The sequence below is a fragment of the Escherichia sp. WS338 genome, assembly GCF_046486405.1.
In the GTDB taxonomy this organism is placed as follows: domain Bacteria; phylum Pseudomonadota; class Gammaproteobacteria; order Enterobacterales; family Enterobacteriaceae; genus Escherichia; species Escherichia coli.
In genome coordinates, this window is the sequence record NZ_JBJQLL010000029.1 from 20,484 (window position 1) to 42,237 (window position 21,754).

Sequence of the window (21,754 nt, forward strand, 5' to 3'; positions counted from 1 at the left end):
GCCGGATAAGGCGTTCACGCCGCATCCGGCATGATATAAGGCGCATCGGGTCAACACATATGCCCGATGCGCCAGCTTATCGGCCTGGAGGAAAGCCATATGGCATACACCCGCAGGCCCGCATCCGGCAAGTTACAACAAACAACCTTTAACCATGCTTTTTGATGTTTTTCAGCAATACCCCGCGGCGATGCCCATACTGGCAACCGTCGGAGGATTGATCATCGGCAGTTTTTTGAATGTGGTGATTTGGCGTTACCCCATCATGCTGCGCCAACAAATGGCGGAGTTTCATGGTGAAACGCCGAGTACGCAGTCAAAAATAAGCCTGGCGCTGCCACGCTCGCACTGTCCGCATTGCCAGCAGACTATCCGCGTTCGTGACAATATTCCGCTGCTCTCCTGGTTGATGCTCAAAGGGCGCTGCCGCGACTGTCAGGCGAAAATCAGCAAGCGTTATCCGCTGGTGGAGTTATTGACGGCACTCGCTTTTTTGCTGGCGAGCCTGGTGTGGCCGGAAAGTGGATGGGCGCTGGCGGTGATGATATTATCCGCCTGGCTGATTGCCGCGAGCGTCATTGACCTCGATAACCAATGGCTGCCCGATGTTTTTACTCAGGGCGTATTGTGGACGGGACTAATTGCGGCATGGGCGCAGCAGAGTCCGCTCACGCTACAAGACGCAGTCACCGGCGTACTGGTGGGATTTATCACTTTTTACTCCCTGCGCTGGATAGCCGGAATAGTTCTGCGTAAAGAAGCATTAGGCATGGGCGATGTATTACTCTTCGCCGCTTTAGGTGGCTGGGTGGGGGCGTTATCACTGCCCAACGTTGCTTTAATCGCCTCATGCTGCGGCCTGATATATGCCGTTATTACAAAAAGAGGATCAACCACACTGCCTTTTGGACCGTGTTTAAGTCTGGGCGGTATAGCAACACTTTATCTACAGGCATTGTTTTAATGATAACAACGTCATTATCAAAGTGACATTTTAACTCTTATTAATAACCTTAGAGATTATTTACCATGTCGATAAAACAAATGCCAGGGAGGGTATTAATATCGCTATTGTTGAGCGTTACAGGATTATTAAGTGGCTGCGCCAGCCATAATGAAAACGCCAGTTTACTGGCGAAAAAACAGGCGCAAAATATCAGCCAAAACCTGCCGATTAAATCTGCGGGATATACCTTAGTGCTGGCGCAAAGTAGTGGCACGACGGTAAAAATGACCATTATCAGCGAATCGGGTACTCAGACCACGCAGACACCTGACGCCTTTTTAACCAGCTATCAACGACAAATGTGCGCTGACCCAACGGTGAAATTAATGATCACCGAGGGAATTAATTACAGCATAACGATTAATGATACACGTACAGGTAACCAGTATCAGCGGAAACTGGATCGTACCACCTGTGGAATAGTCAAAGCATAACGTCGGGTAGATATAAATTGGCGCGGGTTGTTTTTCGTGACGCACGAATTTATCTCATTCAATGGCTGACTAAAATTCGTCACATTCTTAGCCAGAGACAATCTCTTAATACAGACAAAGAGCATCTGCGAAAAATGGTGCGCGGGATGTTCTGGCTCATGCTGCTTATTATTTCTGCAAAAATGGCGTATTCACTCTGGCGCTATTTCTCCTTTTCTGCGGAATATACGGTGGTTTCCTCATCGGCGAATAAACCGCTCCGTGCGGATGCAAAACCGTTCGATAAAAATGACGTGCAATTAGTCAGCCAACAAAACTGGTTTGGCAAATATCAACCCGTCGCCGCACCGGTAAAACAACCTGAATCTGCGCCTGTGGCAGAAACGCGTCTTAATGTGGTGCTGCGTGGGATCGCCTTTGGTGCCAGACCCGGCGCGGTGATTGAAGAAGGCGGCAAACAGCAGGTCTATTTGCAGGGTGAACGGCTTGGCTCTCACAACGCAGTGATTGAGGAAATCAACCGCGACCATGTGATGCTGCGCTATCAGGGGAAAATGGAACGTCTGAGTCTGGCAGAGGAGGAACGCCCCCCTGTGGCGGTCACCAGCAAAAAAGCCGTCAGCGACGAAGCAAAGCAAGCTGTTGCTGAGCCTGCTGCCAGTGCGCCAGTTGAGATCCCGGCTGCCGTGCGTCAGGCACTGGCGAAAGATCCGCAGAAAATTTTTAACTATATCCAGCTTACGCCTGTGCGTAAGGAGGGAATTGTCGGTTATGCAGTGAAGCCGGGGGCAGATCGTTCTCTGTTCGATGCCAGCGGTTTCAGGGAAGGCGATATCGCCATTGCACTAAATCAGCAGGATTTCACTGATCCACGAGCAATGATTGCTCTGATGCGGCAGTTACCTTCAATGGATTCCATTCAACTTACGGTTTTACGCAAGGGTGCGCGCTACGACATTTCCATCGCACTGCGCTAACCGCATTTAATCCAGGAGAATCATTCATCGTGTTTTGGCGTGATATGACGTTGTCTATCTGGCGTAAGAAGACAACTGGCCTCAAAACAAAAAAGCGTTTACTGCCGCTGATGCTGGCAGCGGCATTGTGTAGTTCACCGGTCTGGGCGGAAGAAGCCACTTTCACCGCTAATTTTAAAGATACTGACCTGAAATCGTTCATCGAAACCGTCGGCGCTAACCTTAATAAAACCATCATTATGGGGCCGGGCGTTCAGGGGAAAGTGAGTATTCGCACTATGACTCCGCTCAATGAACGCCAGTATTACCAGTTATTCCTTAACCTGCTGGAAGCACAGGGGTATGCGGTCGTACCGATGGAAAACGACGTGCTGAAGGTGGTGAAATCAAGCGCCGCGAAAGTCGAGCCGCTGCCGCTGGTCGGTGAAGGCAGCGACAACTACGCGGGCGATGAAATGGTTACCAAAGTCGTGCCGGTACGCAATGTGTCGGTACGCGAGCTGGCACCGATTCTGCGCCAGATGATTGACAGCGCAGGCTCAGGCAACGTTGTTAATTACGATCCCTCCAACGTGATTATGCTTACCGGACGCGCCTCCGTTGTGGAGCGCCTGACGGAAGTGATCCAGCGCGTGGATCACGCGGGTAATCGCACCGAAGAGGTGATCCCGCTGGATAACGCCTCAGCCTCGGAAATTGCCCGCGTGCTGGAAAGCCTGACCAAAAACAGCGGCGAGAACCAGCCAGCAACGCTGAAGTCTCAAATTGTCGCCGATGAACGCACCAACAGCGTGATTGTCAGTGGTGACCCCGCCACGCGAGACAAAATGCGCCGCCTGATCCGTCGGCTGGATTCAGAAATGGAGCGCAGCGGCAACAGCCAGGTGTTCTATCTCAAATACAGCAAAGCGGAAGATCTGGTCGATGTGCTGAAGCAGGTCAGCGGTACGCTCACGGCGGCTAAAGAAGAGGCGGAAGGCACGGTCGGTAGCGGGCGTGAGGTTGTCTCCATCGCTGCCAGCAAACACAGTAATGCCCTGATTGTTACTGCGCCGCAGGACATTATGCAGTCGCTGCAAAGCGTGATTGAACAACTGGATATTCGCCGTGCTCAGGTGCATGTCGAGGCGTTAATCGTGGAAGTTGCCGAAGGTAGCAATATCAATTTCGGCGTGCAGTGGGGGTCAAAAGATGCTGGATTAATGCAGTTTGCCAACGGTACGCAAATCCCTATTGGTACGCTGGGGGCAGCGATTTCTGCAGCCAAGCCGCAGAAAGGTTCCACGGTGATCAGCGAAAACGGTGCTACCACCATAAATCCGGATACTAACGGCGATCTCTCCACGCTCGCTCAGCTCCTTTCTGGCTTTAGTGGTACGGCGGTTGGCGTGGTGAAAGGCGACTGGATGGCGCTGGTACAGGCGGTCAAAAACGACTCCAGCTCGAACGTGCTCTCCACGCCGAGTATCACCACGCTGGACAACCAGGAAGCCTTCTTCATGGTGGGCCAGGACGTTCCGGTATTAACCGGCTCTACCGTTGGTTCCAATAACAGCAATCCTTTCAATACGGTAGAGAGGAAAAAAGTCGGCATCATGCTGAAAGTCACGCCGCAGATTAACGAAGGTAACGCGGTACAGATGGTGATTGAGCAGGAAGTCTCGAAAGTGGAAGGGCAGACCAGCCTCGATGTCGTGTTTGGCGAGCGCAAACTGAAAACCACCGTGCTGGCTAACGATGGTGAGCTGATCGTGCTTGGCGGTCTGATGGACGACCAGGCGGGAGAAAGCGTGGCGAAAGTGCCGCTGCTGGGTGATATCCCGTTGATTGGTAACCTGTTTAAATCGACGGCGGATAAAAAAGAAAAACGTAACCTGATGGTGTTTATCCGCCCGACCATTTTGCGTGACGGTATGGCGGCAGACGGCGTGTCGCAGCGCAAATATAACTACATGCGCGCTGAGCAAATCTACCGCGATGAGCAAGGCTTAACCCTGATGCCGCACACCGCGCAGCCGATATTGCCAGCGCAAAATCAGGCCTTACCGCCGGAAGTACGCGCGTTCCTCAATGCCGGGAGAACGCGTTAATGGTGCCTGTAGCACAGGAAACCACCGCTAACACCGTGCGTCTGCCCTACAGTTTCAGCCGTCGGTTTGGCCTGGTGGCATGGTGCGAAGCGTCGCTGGAGATCCTCCATGTTCATCCGTTGTCGCTCTCTGTTTTACAGGAGCTACAGCGGGGGCTGAATGCGCCCTTTACACTGCGGCAAATCGACGAGGCTGAATTTGAACAGCGGCTGAATGCGGTCTGGCAGCGGGACTCTTCCGAAGCTCGCCAGCTGATGGAAGATCTCGGTTCCGCCGAGGACTTTTTTACCCTCGCTGAAGAACTGCCGGAAACGGAAGATCTGCTGGAAAGTGACGACGATGCGCCGATCATCAAACTGATCAACGCCATGCTGGCAGAGGCAATCAAAGAAGGCGCTTCGGATATCCACATCGAGACGTTTGAAAAGAGTCTGGTGATCCGTTTTCGTGTTGACGGCACATTACATGAAATGTTGCGCCCCGGTCGTAAACTGGCCTCGCTGCTGGTCTCGCGTATCAAGGTGATGGCGCGGCTGGATATCGCCGAAAAGCGCGTACCGCAGGATGGCCGTATTGCGCTGCTGCTGGGCGGTCGGGCGATTGACGTCCGTGTATCTACCATGCCTTCCGCCTGGGGGGAACGGGTGGTGCTGCGACTGCTGGACAAAAACCAGGCTCGCCTGACGCTGGAGCGTCTGGGTTTAAGTCTTGAACTGACTGCGCAGTTGCGCCAGCTGTTACACAAACCGCACGGCATTTTTCTGGTGACGGGGCCGACCGGTTCCGGCAAAAGCACCACGCTGTACGCTGGATTGCAGGAGCTGAACAACCACTCGCGTAACATTCTCACGGTTGAAGACCCTATCGAATACATGATTGAAGGGATCGGTCAGACGCAGGTTAACACCCGCGTCGGCATGACATTCGCCCGTGGCCTGCGCGCGATTTTGCGTCAGGACCCGGATGTGGTGATGGTCGGTGAAATCCGCGATACCGAAACCGCAGAAATCGCTGTTCAGGCTTCACTGACCGGACACCTGGTACTTTCCACGCTGCATACCAACACAGCGGTGGGGGCGATCACGCGTTTGCAGGATATGGGCGTGGAGCCTTTCCTGCTCTCTTCCAGTCTGACGGGCGTGATGGCGCAGCGACTGGTTCGCACGCTGTGTCCCGATTGCCGCCAGTCCGTGCCTGCCACTGACGAAGAAAAACGCCTGCTGGGGATTACCGATGCGCGTACCGTCACGCTGTACCATCCGCAGGGCTGCCCCGCCTGTAATCACAAAGGTTTTCGCGGACGCACCGCTATCCATGAACTGATTGTGGTGGACGCCACATTGCGTGATTTGATCCACCGTCAGGCCGGGGAACTGGAGCTGGAACGTTATGTCCGGCAACACTCTGCGGGTATCCGCAGCAACGGCATTGAGAAAGTGCTCGCCGGAGAAACCTCTCTCGATGAAGTTCTGCGGGTAACCATGGAGGCGTAATGGCACTGTTTTACTATCAGGCGCTGGAGCGTAATGGTCGCAAAACCAAAGGCATGATTGAGGCGGATTCCGCGCGTCATGCCCGTCAATTGTTGCGTGGTAAAGACCTCATTCCCGTGCACATTGAAGCCCGGATGAATGCATCGGCAGGGGGAATGTTGCAGCGTCGGCGGCACGCACATCGTCGCGTGGCGGCGGCAGATCTTGCGCTGTTCACTCGTCAACTGGCAACGCTGGTGCAGGCAGCAATGCCGCTGGAAACCTGCTTACAGGCGGTCAGTGAGCAAAGCGAAAAACTGCATGTAAAAAGCCTCGGAATGGCGCTGCGCAGCCGGATTCAGGAAGGTTATACCCTGTCGGACAGCCTGCGCGAACATCCCCGCGTCTTTGACTCCCTGTTTTGTTCGATGGTCGCTGCCGGAGAAAAATCCGGACATCTCGACGTGGTGCTCAATCGCCTGGCGGATTACACCGAACAGCGGCAGCGTCTGAAATCACGCCTGCTGCAGGCCATGCTCTACCCGCTGGTACTGCTGGTGGTGGCAACGGGCGTGGTCACTATTTTGCTGACGGCAGTAGTGCCGAAAATTATCGAACAGTTTGATCATCTCGGACACGCGCTGCCCGCCTCCACCCGAATGCTCATCGCCATGAGCGACACGTTACAGACCAGCGGCGTGTACTGGCTGGCGGGTTTGCTGGGGCTTCTGGTGCTGGGGCAACGGCTACTCAAAAATCCTGCGATGCGCCTGCGCTGGGATAAAACCTTGCTGCGTTTGCCCGTGACGGGGCGTGTTGCGCGCGGGCTGAATACGGCGCGTTTTTCCCGCACGTTAAGCATCCTCACCGCCAGCAGTGTTCCGCTACTGGAAGGCATTCAGACCGCTGCCGCCGTGTCGGCAAATCGCTATGTCGAACAACAACTGCTGCTGGCGGCAGATCGCGTCCGCGAAGGAAGCAGTCTGCGCGCCGCGCTGGCGGAGTTGCGGCTGTTCCCGCCAATGATGCTGTACATGATCGCTTCCGGCGAACAGAGCGGCGAACTGGAAACCATGCTTGAGCAAGCCGCAGTTAACCAGGAACGAGAATTTGATACCCAGGTGGGGCTGGCGTTGGGGCTGTTTGAGCCTGCGCTGGTGGTGATGATGGCGGGCGTGGTGCTGTTTATTGTCATCGCCATCCTCGAGCCGATGCTGCAACTGAATAATATGGTTGGAATGTAATTTACGGAGTTATCACATGAATTCGTTATCCCGCACACAAAAACCACGGGCAGGTTTTACCCTGCTGGAAGTGATGGTGGTGATTGTTATTCTTGGCGTCCTGGCAAGTCTGGTGGTGCCTAACCTGTTGGGCAACAAAGAGAAAGCGGATCGGCAAAAAGCCATCAGCGATATCGTGGCGCTGGAGAATGCGCTGGATATGTACCGACTGGATAACGGGCGTTATCCGACCACAGAACAGGGGCTTGAGGCGCTGATCCAGCAACCGGCCAATATGGCGGATTCCCGTAACTACCGTACCGGTGGATACATTAAACGACTGCCAAAAGATCCGTGGGGCAATGATTATCAGTATCTCAGTCCGGGTGAAAAAGGACTGTTTGATGTTTACACCCTGGGGGCGGATGGTCAGGAAAACGGGGAAGGCGCTGGCGCAGATATCGGTAACTGGAATTTGCAGGAGTTTCAGTAAGCAGTGCCTGAACGCGGATTCACTCTTCTGGAAATCATGCTGGTGATTTTCCTTATCGGCCTTGCCAGTGCGGGCGTGGTACAGACGTTTGCGACCGATTCTGAATCGCCCGCGAAAAAAGCGGCGCAGGATTTTCTGACTCGCTTTGCGCAGTTTAAAGACAGGGCAGTGATCGAAGGGCAGACACTCGGTGTACTAATCGACCCGCCGGGATACCAGTTTATGCAGCGTCGTCAGGGGCAGTGGTTGCCCGTTTCTGCGACCCGGTTATCGGCACAGGTTACGGTGCCGAAACAGGTGCAGATGCTGTTACAACCCGGAAGTGATATCTGGCAGAAGGAATATGCGCTGGAGCTGCAGCGTCGCCGCCTGACGCTGCACGATATTGAACTGGAGCTGCAAAAAGAGGCGAAAAAGAAGACACCGCAGATCCGTTTTTCGCCTTTTGAACCCGCCACGCCGTTTACGCTGCGCTTCTACTCGGCGGCGCAAAACGCATGTTGGGCGGTAAAGCTGGCGCACAATGGCGTGTTATCCCTCAATCAATGTGATGAGAGGATGCCATGAAGCGCGGATTTACCTTGCTGGAAGTGATGCTCGCGCTGGCGATTTTTGCGTTGGCCGCCATGGCGGTGTTACAGATTGCCAGCGGTGCGCTGAGTAATCAGCAGATTCTTGAGGAGAAAACGGTAGCGGGCTGGGTAGCTGAAAACCAGACCGCGCTGCTTTACCTGATGACCCGTGAACAACGAGCGGTCAGGCACCAGGGCGAGAGTGATATGGCAGGAAGCCGCTGGTACTGGCGAACCACACCGCTGAGTACAGGCAACGCGCTGCTCCAGGCGGTGGATATTGAAGTCAGCCTTCACGAAGACTTTTCGCCGGTGATTCAGTCACGACGCGCCTGGTTTAGCGCCGTGGGAGGCCAACAGTGAGAAGGACTCGCGCTGGTTTCACGTTACTGGAAATACTGGTGGCGATAGCCATTTTTGCCTCGCTGGCACTGATGGCGCAGCAGGTGACTAACGGCGTCGCACGCGTGAATAGCGCCGTCGCCGATCACGATCAAAAACTAAACCTCATGCAGCAAACGATGAGTTTTCTGACCCACGATCTGACCCAAATAATGCCGCGTCCGGTAAGAAGCGATCAGGGCCAGCGTGAACCAGCGTTACTGGCTGGCCCTGGCGTGCTGGCGTCTGAGAGTGGAGGAATGCGTTTTGTGCGCGGCGGTGTGGTTAACCCGTTGATGCGTCTGCCACGCAGCAATCTGCTCACCGTCGGTTACCGCATTCATGACGGCTATCTCGAACGGTTAGCCTGGCCGCTGACCGACGCAGCAGGCAGCGTGAAGCCGACAATGCAAAAGTTGATTCCGGCGGATTCGCTCCGCTTGCAGTTCTACGACGGCACGCGCTGGCAGGAGAGCTGGTCGTCAGTACAGGCGATCCCTGTGGCAGTGCGCATGACCCTGCATTCGCCGCAATGGGGCGAGATTGAACGCATCTGGTTGTTACGCGGGCCGCAATTATCATGATCACCTCACCACCAAAACGCGGAATGGCACTGGTCGTGGTGCTGGTATTGCTGGCGGTTATGATGCTGGTGACCATCACGCTTTCCGGGCGAATGCAGCAACAACTTGGGCGAACGCGCAGCCAGCAGGAGTACCAGCAGGCGCTGTGGTACAGCGCCAGTGCGGAAAGCCTGGCGTTGAGCGCACTCAGTCTGAGCCTGAAAAATGAAAAGCGCGTGCATCTGGCGCAGCCGTGGGCTTCCGGCCCTCGTTTTTTCCCACTGCCGCAGGGGCAAATTGCCGTCACCCTGCGTGACGCCCAGGCCTGCTTTAACCTGAATGCCCTCGCTCAGCCGACAACGGCGTCGCGTCCTATCGCGGTACAACAACTGATTGCCCTGATCTCGCGCCTGGATGTGCCTGCTTATCGGGCCGAACTGATAGCCGAAAGCCTGTGGGAGTTTATTGACGAGGACCGCAGCGTGCAGACGCGTCTGGGGCGTGAAGACAGCGAGTATCTCGCCCGCTCGGTGCCGTTCTACGCCGCCAATCAACCGCTGGCCGATATCAGTGAGATGCGCGTGGTACAGGGAATGGACGCCGGACTTTATCAAAAACTGAAACCGCTGGTCTGTGCGCTGCCGATGACCCGCCAGCAAATCAACATCAATACCTTAGACGTCACGCAAAGTGTGATTCTTGAGGCGCTGTTTGACCCGTGGTTAAGCCCTGTTCAGGCGCGGGCGTTATTACAACAACGTCCGGCGAAGGGCTGGGAAGATGTCGATCAGTTTCTTGCTCAGCCGCTACTTGCAGACGTCGATGAGCGTACTAAAAAACAGCTAAAAACCATCCTGAGCGTGGACAGCAATTACTTCTGGCTGCGTTCAGATATCACCGTGAATGAGATTGAACTGACGATGAATTCGTTAATTGTCCGCATGGGCCCACAACACTTTTCTGTTCTCTGGCATCAGACAGGAGAAAGTGAGTGAGTTCCATGCTTGAGATTTTTTTCCCGCTTTGCGCCGCTGATCCCATCCGTTGGCAGCGCCATACACCCGACGTGGAGCACGGTATCTGGCCTGACGTTGCTGACGAACGTCTCCAGCAATGGCTGCAAACTGATGCGATTCGACTCTACATTCCCGGCGAATGGATCAGCGTCTGGCAGGTTGAACTGCCTGATGTGCCCCGCAAGCAGATACCGACGATTCTGCCCGCCTTGCTGGAAGAAGAGCTGAACCAGGATATCGATGAACTGCATTTCGCCCCGTTGAAAATCGACCAGCAACTGGCAACCGTAGCTGTGATTCACCAGCAGCATATGCGCAACATTGCGCAGTGGTTGCAGGCAAACGGCATCGCCCGCGCTACCGTCGCGCCGGACTGGATGTCCATTCCTTGTGGGTTTATGGCTGGCGATGCGCAACGGGTTATCTGCCGTATCGATGAATGCCGGGGATGGAGCGCCGGGCGGGCGCTGGCTCCGGTCATGTTCCGCGCACAGCTCAATGAGCAGAATTTACCGATTTCACTAACTGTGGTCGGCATTGCACCGGAAGAACTGTCTGCATGGGCTGGTGCGGACGCCGAACGCCTGACCGTTACGGCTCTGCCCGCCATTACCACTTATGGCGAACCGGAAGGGAACCTGCTAACAGGGCCGTGGCAGCCTCGTGTTAGCTACCGAAAACAGTGGGCGCGCTGGCGGGTGATGATTCTGCCGATATTGCTGATTCTGGTTGCGCTGGTAGTGGAACGGGGCGTGACGTTATGGAGCGTCAGCGAACAGGTGGCGCAAAGCCGCACCCAGGCGGAGAAACAGTTCTTAACGCTATTCCCGGAGCAGAAGCGGATTGTGAATTTACGCTCGCAGGTGACGATGGCGCTGAAAAAATATCGCCCACAGGCTGATGATACCGATCTGCTTGCCGAGTTGTCTGCGATCGCCAGTACCCTGAAATCCGCATCACTTTCCGACATTGAGATGCGTGGTTTCACCTTTGATCAAAAACGCCAGACGCTTCACCTCCAGCTACGGGCTGCGAACTTTGCCAGCTTCGACAAACTGCGTAGCGCACTGGCGGTAGATTATGTTGTGCAACAGGACGCGTTACAGAAAGAGGGTGATGCGGTTTCCGGCGGCGTAACGTTGCGGAGGAAATAACATGTTACGCGATAAATTTATTCACTATTTTCAGCAATGGCGTGAACGCCAGTTAAGCCGTGGCGAACACTGGCTGACACAACACCTGGCGGGGCGTTCGCCGCGTGAAAAGGGCATGTTACTGGCAGCGGCGGTGTTTCTGTTTAGCGCCGGATATTACGTCCTCATCTGGCAGCCTTTGAGCGAACGGATTGAGCAACAGGAGACGATGTTGCAACAGATGGTGGCGATGAACGCGCGACTGAAGAGCGCCGCGCCGGATATTATTGCGGCGCGAAAATCCGCCACAACAACGCCTGCACAGGTATCGCGGGTCATCAGCGATAGTGCTTCTGCGCACTCAGTGGTTATCAAGCGGATAGCCGAGCGCGGGGAGAATATTCAGGTCTGGATAGATCCGGTGGTGTTTAATGACCTGCTGAACTGGTTAAAAGCACTGGATGAAAAGTATGCGCTGCGGGTGACACAAATTGATGTCAGCGCAGGTGAGAAGCCTGGAATGGTGAATGTGCAGCGGCTGGAATTTGGACGGGGATAAAGTATCAGGAGATTAATATCAATAAAATTACTCTCGTTAACGTGGCGAGAGTAATTCCCCCAGACTTTATAAGCTAATTTTTTTCGTGAAGGTTATTGTCAGAGCCAAAAGCAAAAACCCGCCTTGTGGCGGGTTCTTAAGAATTAGTGGTGCCGGACTCGGAATCGAAAATTTCTTTTATCATATTGATATTAATATAATTTATTTGGTTTGATTAAAAATGTACCCTCAATTATACCCGCAGTCCCTTTTGATATCGAAAGGGAATCACACTCGGGATCAGGCTGAGAGCACAGAAGGAAAGTACCTGGCTATTATATCGTTAATTCTGTCAATCAGTTCCAGCCTTTTGAAAGTGATGTGTGCAGATCCCTTCTTAAAGTATTTAATGATGAACATCTCGTCTTCATAGCGCTCTTTACCCTGAACGGACTGGATGTGACCATCCAGACGAATAGTGATGTTTTCCCGGTTGTCGGGGATCGGTTTGCCGCTGAACAGATGTAGCATTCTTTCCAGGTCGACGAGTCGGTCAGTCTGTTGCCCGGTGATAAGATGAAACCCCCACCGGTCCCACCTCACCAGGTTGTTGACGATAATTTTACTGCCAAATTTGCAGGGGCAATTGGTTTTGTAATTCCAGCTCAGTCCCCTGAAGACGTTGATCACCCCTCGCTCAAACACCTCATCCTTATTCTGGTGTAGTTGTTCAAATGTGATCAGAATGTTCGCTTCACTGATTTCCGGAAAATTATCGTACTCCAGTGACCGGTACCATGTATCACGGGCCTGTGCATCCATTAAGGAAAGCATCCCTGAACGTTGCATCAGGTCACGCCAGATTTCGCGATCGAGATTGCGTGTGATGGCTTTCATTGCGGTTTCCGGTTTCTCCATCAGCCAGCAGCCGTAGCGAAAATCCTGTTTCATGGCCCAGCCCGGGGCGGCTTTACCGCCAATACTTTCTGTCATTGCTGATATTTCAGCCAGTTGCCGGATAAGTGTGTCGATTTGCAGCAGTGTACTCTTTCGTACAGCCAGAATGTGGCGGATACTGGTTGAGCAGATAACGTCCGTATGCCCGTTGACCACTTCCGGACGGGGGGCTGTGATTTCAGACATAATCGATATTCCTTTTTGCAGATAAATGAAAACGCCTGCCCTGTTCAGGCTGGCGTCAGTGGAATGAAGTCTGGTGAGTAAGACTCACCGGTTCTGGTACAGAAGCTGCAGTTGGCGCAGGGTACGGATATCCTCCCTGGCCTGTTCAATACAGGGCAACAGTGCTGCCGAATCCGTTTTGTCCTCATCGTTGTCAAAGATAATTTCCGATTCGCAGTCAATATTGTCCTGCAGCCACGCAATGAGGATATCCAGCGCTGTTTCAGTGGTTAATGGCATCACGCTCTGTATCACTGTATTGTCTTCCGGCAACTGATGAGGGCTGGCAGAAGTCGCCGGTGTTTCGGTAGCGTCATGTTCATCCACCACGCGGAGTGAATAACCGTTTTCAGCGACTTTGTTAATCAGTTCAGCGAGCTTAATACCATCGACGTCAACGACAATGCGCCCCATGTTCAGCGCCTGCGCATTAATGCTGTCGGCTTCCAGCGTCAGGGCCAGTTTCATTGTTTCGCCCCCGGATGTTTACCCAGGGTAATGTTATTTACCGTTCTGTAGTTGTCGCGTGTCATCAGGCCGGTTGCCCGGCGTGCCCGGAGGATATCAATACTGTTTATTAACTGAGAACGGGTACAGGCGCTGAATCCCGGCTGGTCGGTACGTACCAGCGCGTATTTTTCAACGAGAAAGTTCACCGCATCACACAGTGAAATGCCCGCTTCAATATGCTGCTCAATCACACGTTCATCAGCGAACGGTGTGTCATTCAGCGCGAGGCCGTAGTGCTGGTCCAGTAACCGGGTGAGCAGTGTCTGCCAGATGGTGACGGGAGACGGGCAGCACGATGCCTCCCGTACATGCGTGTCGGGTAATGTTTTCATAATGAAGATTTTCCTGATATGCAGAGATAAAAAATGGGACAGTGGCGTGGTGAAAGCACCAGGCCGGAGCAGAAGGTTATTCTGGAGAGTTACTTTTTCGTTTCGGGCGTCGGATAAACAGCCATATAAACGTAGCCACAACTGCCGAGGGTGTCGGCTTCGCAGGTCAGCCCTTTTGCATACAGCGTGACGGTATGCTGATGGCGGGGATTCAGTTCACCGCTGGTGAGCATGAGTTCCAGTTGTTTCATCAGCAGCGGAAAGGCCTGGTCCAGGTGGTACGAATCCGCGTCGCTGAACCGCCCTCTAATACAGGCGCGGTCGGCAAGGTAATGCAACCGGTTGCCTTCCTGTACCAGACGGGCACCAAAACAGGGCGTCACGGTGCAGGGCAGTCCCCACCAGGTGCGGTCGTTATTGTCGTCGGGAAGCGTTGTCCCGGGGAGTGTGTCTGACACGATAAAATCCTCACAGAAAATTGGTTAAGAATGGTCCGGTGGTGGCGATAATTCTGCTCTTCTGAATGCCCTTCCAGACTCAGTTCAGGGTGACGCTCATCAGCCGGACATACGGACCAAAACTGTCCTTCCGGCGTTCTGCAAACACAGCCAGCACACCGGGAATATCCTGTACTTCACGGCCGGTATATGTATCCGTGCTACCGTGTCAGCGGTATTTACCGGTACAGAACGGAAAAAGACGGGATGCAGGATGCTGACGGTGAATACGCATGGCTTCACCACGGGTGATGATTTTCATGAGAATAGTCCTCCTGAATGTGAAAGTAAGAAACAGCTGAGAAAGAGAAACTGAAGTGATATGAAGGTGATTGTGACGGTGACGGGTTAAAGCAGACCGTGTTCCGCAAAGGAGAAAACCTGGCTGCCACCGATTATCAGATGGTCCGGTACCCGGATATCCACCAGGGCCAGTGCCTGTACCAGACGCTCGGTGATAAGGCGGTCTGCCTTGCTGGGGATGACTTCACCGGACGGGTGATTGTGCGCCAGCACCACGGCAGCGGCATTGTGGTACAGGGCGCGTTTAATCACCTCCCGGGGATGGACTTCTGTGCGGTTGATGGTGCCAGTGAAGAGGGTTTCACCGGTAATCAGCTGATTCTGGTTATTCAGATACAGCACCCGGAATTCTTCACGCTCCAGTCCCGCCATGTTCAGAATCAGCCATTCCCGTGCCGCATGCGTGGAGGTGAAGGCCACGCCGGGTTCATGAAGATGGCGGTCCAGGGCTTTCAGGGCCCGCTGAATGAGGCTGCGCTCGCCGGGTGTCATCTCTCCGGGCAGAAAGGAAAGCTGCTGCATTGTCCCTGCCTCCATTCAGTCGATGATGCGCATAATGGCGCTGCATTCCGGATGCTGCAGGGCATAATCCCGCAGCCGGTAATAATGAACCGTCATGGCATAATTCTCTGTACGACAGGCGTGATGGCTGTACGCCATCAGACAGGCGGCAATGCCGGCGGCTTCCGGGCTCATTTCAGCGCGGTTACCGTTCATGACGTTAAACAGCACCCATGTTTCGTCATCATCGTCATCCGGTTCAGGTGCCATAAATGCGCCACCGTTGTTCAGGGTGTACAGATTCCAGATGCCCCCGCAGTAGTCTTCGCACAGACGGTCCATCCAGCCGAAGACACGGGGCTCCAGGGTCACCCACTGTGGAATGAGGCCAAAATGCTGCGGCCAGAAGCTGATACGTTGTTCATCAGGGACGGGAGTAGCAACCAGTTGGGGCTGGTTATTCCCTGGTGCTGTGGCTGAAGAAAGAGCAGTTGTGTTCTGAGAAACGATTTTCATGAGTGAAATCCTTACAATGTGTATAAATGAGAGGAAATAAAGGCCGGGGGCTGACAACATCACGTTCATCACTGACCGTGAGACCCGGCAATATCAGGGATGAATGATATTCGGCTGAAATTCCGGACAGCCGTACGCGTAACCGTTCCGGTCACAGACGGATGGCCAGAAGATGCCATTGCCTGTACTCAGTCTGCACAGACTGAGTTCTCCGGGGCGTCGGGTGATTCTGGTGCCTGAATCACGCCTTCAGGGACAGATTGCATCAGCGCAGGCTCTCCAGTAGCGTTTCTGCCATCACCCACAATGCGCGATTGAGCTTAATGTCGGTGTCGATGCTGTGAATGGCACGGGTGTGGATACGTTTTCCTCTGGCACTGCGACCGGAAATTCCGCCTTTCAGCATATTCTCCTGGATGGTCTGATAAGTACTCCACAGGTCCTTACCGTAATCCTCCCGGCGTCGTGGCGTCAGAATGTCGGCGGTGGTGACGGGGTGATGTTCGTCACCATAACGGTAAGTCAGTGCCGCCTGTGCCAGCGCCTGGCGTGCCGGTGGCGGCAGGACCAGCGACTGCATGGCATCACGCTTCTCCTCTATCCGGTCAAACACGCCCACCACCTCGTAAGCCCCTTCAATAACTTTCTCCACCACATTTCCCCGGTGTGGAACACGCAATTCTCCCAGAGACTGACCGCAGACCAGTCCATTGGTACAAATGGCACGAAAATATCCGGGTAACATCTGGTAGCTGGATGAACCGTCATGGGAGTTGAGCAGAATAATTTCAGGCACATGCTGACCGGTTATCTGTCCGGCCCGCCGCAGACGCAGCATATGTTTGGTATATTCCCGGCGGCTCTGGTCGCGCACACGGGTCTGGCAGGCGAAGAACGGCTGAAAGCCTTCCCGCTGCAGATTTTCCAGGACGGTGATGGTGGGAATGTACGCATACCGTTCACTGCGGGAGGTGTGCCGGTCTTCTCCAAAAATACTCGGGACGTGGTACATCAGTTCTTCGCGTGTCAGTGGGCGCTCCCGACGGATCTGATTTACATGACCAAAACGACTGGCTAATTGCATACTTTGCTCCTTATGAATGAATTAGCGGTATAAACGAAAAGGCCGCGTCTCCCGGAGAAGACGCGGCCTGATGGATGAAATGAAGACGTTTATTGCCTGAGAATTCCCTCACTGGCGAGATACGAATTTAGCTGTTTTCCGGCATCAGGTTCAAAATTCCAGCACCGCCAGCGTAGCTGCCCTTCGGCATTGCGGATAACCAGCCGGAAATGCGTTCCCTGGTCATCCTCAATAAGCACATTGCGGTAAGCTGTTGTGACGGCAACCGCCTGTTCGCGTGAGAAAGGGCCTTCGGGCAATAAAACAGGGTGGCAGTCCGACATACCGGCTATTTTCCGATAAATTCAACGCTGGCGCCGGTGGCATTACCGTCAGCACCAACCGTGACGGTCACTTTGTCGTACGCACGGTCTTCAGGATTGAATACTTCAAACTCAACCTTATTGCCTTTTACTTCGTAAGAGCCAAAATCAGCGGTTTCTGTTGTTTCCTCGTCATATTCCCGGGCGTATGCCTGCCGGGCAGCCTGCAGGACGGAATCTTTATTAATAGTGGTCGTCTGTTTCGGGGAAAAACCGGCAAGTGATGTGACAAATTTCGGACAGACCTTCAGCATATCACCGCGGGTGAATTCCATTCGTACACCAAATGCCTGTAAAACGGACACATCACGCTCTGCTATGGAGTGAACGGCTTTTTTGACCATTTCCGGCGCCTGTCCGATTTCCACCTCAACAGCCCTGAATCCCGTCTGCTGATTACACATTTGTGATGTGGGGATCAGGTTACCGTTAATACTGATACGGCTGCCCAGGAGCGTCTGTACACCATTCGGGCATCCCTGCATCAGGCCGGTAATACCAATCGTGCCATTTTTCAGCATTACCAGCGCCTGACCATCTTCCGTCATGGTCTGACACCAGCCGTTTTTGACAGCCCAGTTGCCGGCGGAGGCGGAGAATGATGCCACAGTGAACAGCAGGGGAAAAAGAATTCTGGTATTCATGACTGACCTCTGAAATTAAAGAGCGTGTTATTGATAATGACAGACGGTATACGGCAGTGGTTACCGTAATCCGTTGTCGTGTAAAGGTATACGGTTGCCACGGGGGACTCCGGGGCGTTCAGAACAGGTGATCCCACAGTGTGACCAGCAGGTGGATAATGCGGTCCCGGGTTTTGCGCAGAAGCTGTAACATCCAGGCCGGAAAACTGAAACGGGCAACGGCGTCGTCAAGACTTTTCCCGATGGTTTCACCAAAAGTCTGTTGTGCGTGTTTCCGGGCCTGTTCAGAGCGGTTTTCTCCCCGGATATGTGAATACACCGCGCTGGTTGCCTGTGGCGGCAGTGCGTGGATCATCAGCGACACAAACGCCGGAAGGTTCCAGCCGACAGGTGCAGCAACGGAGAGTACCGGAAATGATGAAGGGAACAGGGTTGCCACCCGGGCTGTCACCGTCGCCAGTGAGAGCGCCTGCTGACGGGACGGGCATTTTTCTGTGGCATTCCATTCTTCAGCAGGAAACACGCGATCGGCATGGCTGAGAACAAACAGAAAACGCGAGGGATCTGCACCTTCATTCAGTAAAAACTGATGCATGGCAATATCGGCAGCATACGCACGTTCATCAGCCCGCAGGATCCAGATAATCAGATCCAGTTCCGGTAGCAGCTGACGATAAAGTGCCCGGTATTCCTGATCATGCTGCGGTGTTTCACCAATGCCGGGCAGATCGACCAGCGTCATTCTGCGTTCACCGAGTTGCAGGGTAAGACGATGAGCCTGGCGGGTGCAGCCGTTCAGAGGATGTGTGGCGCAGATACGGGACTGAAAAATGGCATTACACAGACTGCTTTTGCCTGTACCGGATTTACCCATAATGCCAATCACGGGCTCGTAATGAATAACACAGTGGAGATGTTCAAGGATTTTCTGGCGAATTTCTTCAGGAAGAAACGTCAGATATGATTTCACTTGTGCGGAGAGGGAAGAATGGCTGAATGACATACCGTTATCCTGTTGATTTCGCTGAACCGGATCACACTAATCCGGTTTATCATTCATGTAATATGGACGTGAAAAATGATGGAATGTCTGAATTACAGACATGATCGTTAAAGTGTAATGGAGTATGAAGTGAGTTTTTCCGAACGGGAACTAATGACATACTGCGGTTTCAGGAGATGAGAGGATGACCGGACGTAAAAACAAATGCGTCAGAAAAAATTGTAACAATCAGGTTTTCTCAGTAAAAATGGCAGTGGAGAAAAGACTGTGCAGAAAACATTATGAGAGGTTTTGTGAGCTCAAAAAAAGAAGAGAGCAAAATCCTGTTCACAGATTAAATGAAGCATTGCCAAGAAAGATAAAAGGACCCAAAAGTAAGAAAAAATTAGTAAAAGAAAGAGAAATCATTAACAGCAGGAAGAAACATAAACAGGAGCAGGGACCATCGCTGGCTGAACTTAATAAAAAAGTTCGTGAGATACTGAAAACTCCGGCATGGAGAACGCTGGAAACGAGAATTCGAAGAAACGGTATCACATTTAAATCAAAAGCAGAGTTAGATGTACTTTCTGAACTTTATGCAATTTATTCATGGGTTTCATATTGCAAACGGAGCGATAATTATTCTGTGTGGTTTTTGAATTGTCCGGACGTAAATATAAATCTTCATGTGTGCGAATGCAGGTCTTCTGAAAGCGATTGTTATCTACCATCCCGTTTTATTATCCTTCCAGCTCCATTAAGGCAAAAAGTAAAAAGAAAATACCCTGCTAATTCGTCTGGAGTGTCAGGATATAGTGATTCAAAAAGTCTTTATAAGACTGTTTTGTCTGTTTGTGGTGGGAAAAGAGAAACCGAATTGTTCTTTTATTCACTGCCAGTAAAGACTAATCATCATCCTTACTGGATTAAAAGTGGTGTGGTTAAAAGATTTCCGCCTATTTTTGGCTTGTTGTTTTATGAACAGGAAAGGTTAACAGGAGGTGTTTTTCGTTATGTGTTGATAAAGTTTTATAATGCTTTTAAGGAGAATTTGTTTTTTGTTGAGATTATCTCGTGCTGTTTTCTTGTTGAGTTTTTTCATGATGTTGATTCATTTTTTATAAATCAACGATTAAGTAAGTTGGAAAGCTTTATAGATAAGTGGAGGGAGGGTAAAGAAATCTGGATAAAAGCATATCTACAACTGATACATAATGCATTGGGAATAACTGAAACAGAAAAACTCGTCAATCTATATAATTCATTTTTTACTGATAAAGTGGTTCTCTGGGATGAATCAGTAAAAAAAGTTAAGTGGATTTATGAGAAATAGCACCATTTAACTGAAAGCTACCATAACGTCTTTTTGATCATACGCATGATAATGCGTCTCATTTAAATTTCGTTTTTTGGGTCATGGAAATTTTCCGAACATCAGTGATAATGAGGGTTTTGTTGTTTTTGTTTCTGCAATGTTTGAGGGCTGTTCCTGGAGACGATTCGTTGCTTGTGAGCAAGTGGTGGTCCGCTTTACTGGACAAGTTTTGCATTTGTTGAGTGGTGAAATGGAAGTAAAAAGAGCCCCTTTCTGGCAATGACTGAAAAAGTCAGTAGCGTGTGACAGTAAAAACTAACATAAAGTGATTATCGTATGATTATGACAATAACTTATAACTTTTATGAAAAGAACAACAGAAACTACGAAGCCATAACAGATTCCTGAGACCATGTTTTCTGAGGTAGAGAAAATAATTCAAGAGTAAACCAGTTTGTTTTTTGGTCAGTAAAGAACCATGCCTGATGTGAAAGCGGGTAATCAACATTCAGTCTGCATGAGTGTCTGAGAATGTTGCTAATGTCGGTATGATACTATATACACGTATTTTACTAAGTATTTTTACTAAGCATTTCAGTAAGTGTTATACACGTATTTTCTACTAAGTGTTTTACCAGACATACACGTATTTTCATAAACACTTCTACAAGTGTTTTCGTTAAGCATTGCTATACACATCCAGTTTAGTAAATCTTTACGTTAACTAAATCAGTTTAATGCTGCTGTAAAACCTTTCTGTTTAAGCAATCAATCTGCTATTCGATTTTACTGATGTTACGTTTAACCTTTCCTTAGATTTCGAGTTTCGACGTTAGCTTGAGAAAAGTATCTTTACGTAAAGCCCAGTGAATTAACTCAAATCCGATTGAGGTAACCTGATGCGATTTACTGTGAGTTTGCGATAACACTGTTAAATGGCTTATGGATGATTTTGTAACGGCGAGATTGATAAGGTGATTAACTGGCCCTGGTGTTTTTTCTCAGCGTAAGGTGATTATCTTCATCATAAGGCTCTTTTCAGAAAAAGTGTGATGATTGGTTGTGGTGTTTTGATTCAGATGAGGATCTGCCAATGATTATGATGTATTGTAAGAAATAACGCCTTCAGAATGTTGGAGCATGCACTTACACAAACTGTTTTTCTAAAATTAAGGGAACAGTTTAAAGAGTATAAACTGTTCATCTTCTTCAGGATTAAGCTACATTGTTGTTATGACTGACAGGATTGTTTTCTTCCCCTGACTCTGGGCTTAACAGTCCCTGGCGTTGTAGATATTCACTGACTGACATTCCAGAACTACGGATCCTGTCAGAGATTTTACGAAATTGATCCTTCCATTCTGCAGGTAATTTCTTAATTTGTCTGACTTTACAGGCTACACTGTACGGGGTTCGCCCTAGTTTCTCTGCCAGCCAGAAAAGGTGTTTACCAATTTCATCGTCCGGTACATCCTCCAGAACATCTCGCAATAAACTCTCGTCTGCCTCATTCCGGTTTTGTTGAATAAATCGAACTTTTGCTGAGTTGAAGGATCAGATCACGTATCTTCCCGACAACGCAGACCGTTCCGTGGCAAAGCAAAAGTTCAAAATCACCAACTGGC

General features: G+C 51.5%; 25 protein-coding genes and 2 pseudogenes. 15 read left to right on the top strand and 12 right to left on the bottom strand.

Annotated elements, in window-relative coordinates:
* Nucleotides 1-154: 154 nt before the first annotated feature.
* The 13 genes from pppA (at nucleotide 155) to yghD (ending at nucleotide 11,919) form a co-directional block, all read left to right on the top strand.
* A complete protein-coding gene (pppA, locus tag ACJHWT_RS19730; RefSeq protein ID WP_001318036.1) occupies nucleotides 155-964 on the top strand; it encodes a prepilin peptidase PppA in 810 nt (269 codons plus the stop codon).
* 65 nt (nucleotides 965-1,029) lie between these two features.
* Complete coding sequence (gene gspS2 / locus ACJHWT_RS19735) at nucleotides 1,030-1,440, top strand: type II secretion system pilot lipoprotein GspS-beta (protein ID WP_001298257.1); 411 nt, start codon at nucleotides 1,030-1,032, stop codon at nucleotides 1,438-1,440.
* 17 nt (nucleotides 1,441-1,457) lie between these two features.
* Nucleotides 1,458-2,417 (top strand): type II secretion system protein GspC, encoded by a 960-nt coding sequence (gene gspC / locus ACJHWT_RS19740; protein ID WP_001696202.1) that lies wholly within the window; start codon nucleotides 1,458-1,460, stop codon nucleotides 2,415-2,417.
* 29 nt (nucleotides 2,418-2,446) lie between these two features.
* Nucleotides 2,447-4,507 (top strand): type II secretion system secretin GspD, encoded by a 2,061-nt coding sequence (gspD, locus tag ACJHWT_RS19745; protein ID WP_001318034.1) that lies wholly within the window; start codon nucleotides 2,447-2,449, stop codon nucleotides 4,505-4,507.
* Nucleotides 4,507-6,000: a type II secretion system ATPase GspE gene (gene gspE / locus ACJHWT_RS19750; RefSeq protein ID WP_000249319.1), complete on the top strand. Its 1,494-nt coding sequence runs from the start codon at nucleotides 4,507-4,509 to the stop codon at nucleotides 5,998-6,000. Before gspD ends, gspE begins: the two co-directional genes overlap by 1 nt.
* Nucleotides 6,000-7,223, top strand: coding sequence for a type II secretion system inner membrane protein GspF (gspF, locus tag ACJHWT_RS19755; protein ID WP_001173415.1), 1,224 nt, complete (start codon nucleotides 6,000-6,002; stop codon nucleotides 7,221-7,223). The genes gspE and gspF overlap by 1 nt, the downstream gene beginning before the upstream one ends.
* Nucleotides 7,224-7,239: 16 nt before the next feature.
* Nucleotides 7,240-7,695, top strand: a complete 456-nt coding sequence (gene gspG / locus ACJHWT_RS19760) for a type II secretion system major pseudopilin GspG (protein WP_001087296.1) — start codon at nucleotides 7,240-7,242, stop codon at nucleotides 7,693-7,695.
* Between the two features lie 3 nt (nucleotides 7,696-7,698).
* A complete protein-coding gene (gene gspH, locus ACJHWT_RS19765; RefSeq protein WP_001115149.1) occupies nucleotides 7,699-8,262 on the top strand; it encodes a type II secretion system minor pseudopilin GspH in 564 nt (187 codons plus the stop codon).
* Complete coding sequence (gene gspI / locus ACJHWT_RS19770) at nucleotides 8,259-8,630, top strand: type II secretion system minor pseudopilin GspI (protein WP_000820091.1); 372 nt, start codon at nucleotides 8,259-8,261, stop codon at nucleotides 8,628-8,630. The genes gspH and gspI overlap by 4 nt, the downstream gene beginning before the upstream one ends.
* The gene (gene gspJ / locus ACJHWT_RS19775; RefSeq protein WP_001318033.1) at nucleotides 8,627-9,232 is read left to right on the top strand and encodes a type II secretion system minor pseudopilin GspJ; all 606 of its coding nucleotides are present in this window, start codon (nucleotides 8,627-8,629) and stop codon (nucleotides 9,230-9,232) included. Before gspI ends, gspJ begins: the two co-directional genes overlap by 4 nt.
* Nucleotides 9,229-10,206 (top strand): type II secretion system minor pseudopilin GspK, encoded by a 978-nt coding sequence (gene gspK, locus ACJHWT_RS19780; RefSeq protein ID WP_000633196.1) that lies wholly within the window; start codon nucleotides 9,229-9,231, stop codon nucleotides 10,204-10,206. Before gspJ ends, gspK begins: the two co-directional genes overlap by 4 nt.
* The gene (gspL, locus tag ACJHWT_RS19785) at nucleotides 10,203-11,381 is read left to right on the top strand and encodes a type II secretion system protein GspL (protein ID WP_000097200.1); all 1,179 of its coding nucleotides are present in this window, start codon (nucleotides 10,203-10,205) and stop codon (nucleotides 11,379-11,381) included. The genes gspK and gspL overlap by 4 nt, the downstream gene beginning before the upstream one ends.
* Nucleotide 11,382: 1 nt before the next feature.
* Nucleotides 11,383-11,919 carry a GspM family type II secretion system protein YghD gene (yghD, locus tag ACJHWT_RS19790; RefSeq protein WP_000942807.1) on the top strand — a complete coding sequence of 179 codons (537 nt, stop codon included), beginning with the start codon at nucleotides 11,383-11,385 and terminating at the stop codon, nucleotides 11,917-11,919.
* 279 nt (nucleotides 11,920-12,198) lie between these two features.
* Here yghD and ACJHWT_RS19795 read toward each other — a convergent pair whose 3' ends face one another.
* From ACJHWT_RS19795 to ACJHWT_RS19850, 12 genes and pseudogenes are all read right to left on the bottom strand, one after another.
* Entirely contained in the window at nucleotides 12,199-13,041 is an 843-nt protein-coding gene (locus ACJHWT_RS19795) for a DUF4942 domain-containing protein (RefSeq protein ID WP_021572009.1), read from the bottom strand.
* Between the two features lie 84 nt (nucleotides 13,042-13,125).
* Nucleotides 13,126-13,323, bottom strand: coding sequence for a DUF957 domain-containing protein (locus tag ACJHWT_RS19800; protein ID WP_086795284.1), 198 nt, complete (start codon nucleotides 13,321-13,323; stop codon nucleotides 13,126-13,128).
* A 48-nt stretch (nucleotides 13,324-13,371) separates the two neighbouring features.
* Nucleotides 13,372-13,548, bottom strand: a pseudogene (locus tag ACJHWT_RS19805) (DUF5983 family protein); the annotation flags it as partial.
* Nucleotides 13,545-13,922 carry a TA system toxin CbtA family protein gene (locus ACJHWT_RS19810; protein ID WP_000854694.1) on the bottom strand — a complete coding sequence of 126 codons (378 nt, stop codon included), beginning with the start codon at nucleotides 13,920-13,922 and terminating at the stop codon, nucleotides 13,545-13,547. The gene ACJHWT_RS19810 and the pseudogene ACJHWT_RS19805, both read right to left, overlap by 4 nt.
* Nucleotides 13,923-14,011: 89 nt before the next feature.
* Nucleotides 14,012-14,380 (bottom strand): type IV toxin-antitoxin system YeeU family antitoxin, encoded by a 369-nt coding sequence (locus ACJHWT_RS19815; protein ID WP_001285605.1) that lies wholly within the window; start codon nucleotides 14,378-14,380, stop codon nucleotides 14,012-14,014.
* A 79-nt stretch (nucleotides 14,381-14,459) separates the two neighbouring features.
* A pseudogene (locus ACJHWT_RS19820) lies at nucleotides 14,460-14,681 on the bottom strand (DUF987 domain-containing protein).
* 86 nt (nucleotides 14,682-14,767) lie between these two features.
* Nucleotides 14,768-15,244: a RadC family protein gene (locus ACJHWT_RS19825; RefSeq protein ID WP_001696592.1), complete on the bottom strand. Its 477-nt coding sequence runs from the start codon at nucleotides 15,242-15,244 to the stop codon at nucleotides 14,768-14,770.
* Between the two features lie 15 nt (nucleotides 15,245-15,259).
* Nucleotides 15,260-15,739 (bottom strand): antirestriction protein, encoded by a 480-nt coding sequence (locus tag ACJHWT_RS19830; protein ID WP_001696591.1) that lies wholly within the window; start codon nucleotides 15,737-15,739, stop codon nucleotides 15,260-15,262.
* A 265-nt stretch (nucleotides 15,740-16,004) separates the two neighbouring features.
* The gene (locus ACJHWT_RS19835) at nucleotides 16,005-16,823 is read right to left on the bottom strand and encodes a DUF932 domain-containing protein (RefSeq protein ID WP_001175153.1); all 819 of its coding nucleotides are present in this window, start codon (nucleotides 16,821-16,823) and stop codon (nucleotides 16,005-16,007) included.
* A gap of 89 nt (nucleotides 16,824-16,912) precedes the next feature.
* Nucleotides 16,913-17,146: a DUF905 family protein gene (locus ACJHWT_RS19840; RefSeq protein WP_001278287.1), complete on the bottom strand. Its 234-nt coding sequence runs from the start codon at nucleotides 17,144-17,146 to the stop codon at nucleotides 16,913-16,915.
* A 5-nt stretch (nucleotides 17,147-17,151) separates the two neighbouring features.
* Nucleotides 17,152-17,829 (bottom strand): hypothetical protein, encoded by a 678-nt coding sequence (locus ACJHWT_RS19845; protein ID WP_001097368.1) that lies wholly within the window; start codon nucleotides 17,827-17,829, stop codon nucleotides 17,152-17,154.
* A gap of 118 nt (nucleotides 17,830-17,947) precedes the next feature.
* Complete coding sequence (locus ACJHWT_RS19850; RefSeq protein ID WP_410232351.1) at nucleotides 17,948-18,832, bottom strand: GTPase family protein; 885 nt, start codon at nucleotides 18,830-18,832, stop codon at nucleotides 17,948-17,950.
* A gap of 184 nt (nucleotides 18,833-19,016) precedes the next feature.
* Here ACJHWT_RS19850 and ACJHWT_RS19855 point away from each other — a divergent pair, with 184 nt between their 5' ends.
* Nucleotides 19,017-20,147: a hypothetical protein gene (locus tag ACJHWT_RS19855; RefSeq protein WP_021572008.1), complete on the top strand. Its 1,131-nt coding sequence runs from the start codon at nucleotides 19,017-19,019 to the stop codon at nucleotides 20,145-20,147.
* 1,528 nt (nucleotides 20,148-21,675) lie between these two features.
* Nucleotides 21,676-21,754, top strand: a 79-nt coding sequence (locus ACJHWT_RS19860) for a hypothetical protein (protein ID WP_223602324.1), incomplete at its 3' end; no start/stop codon positions are given.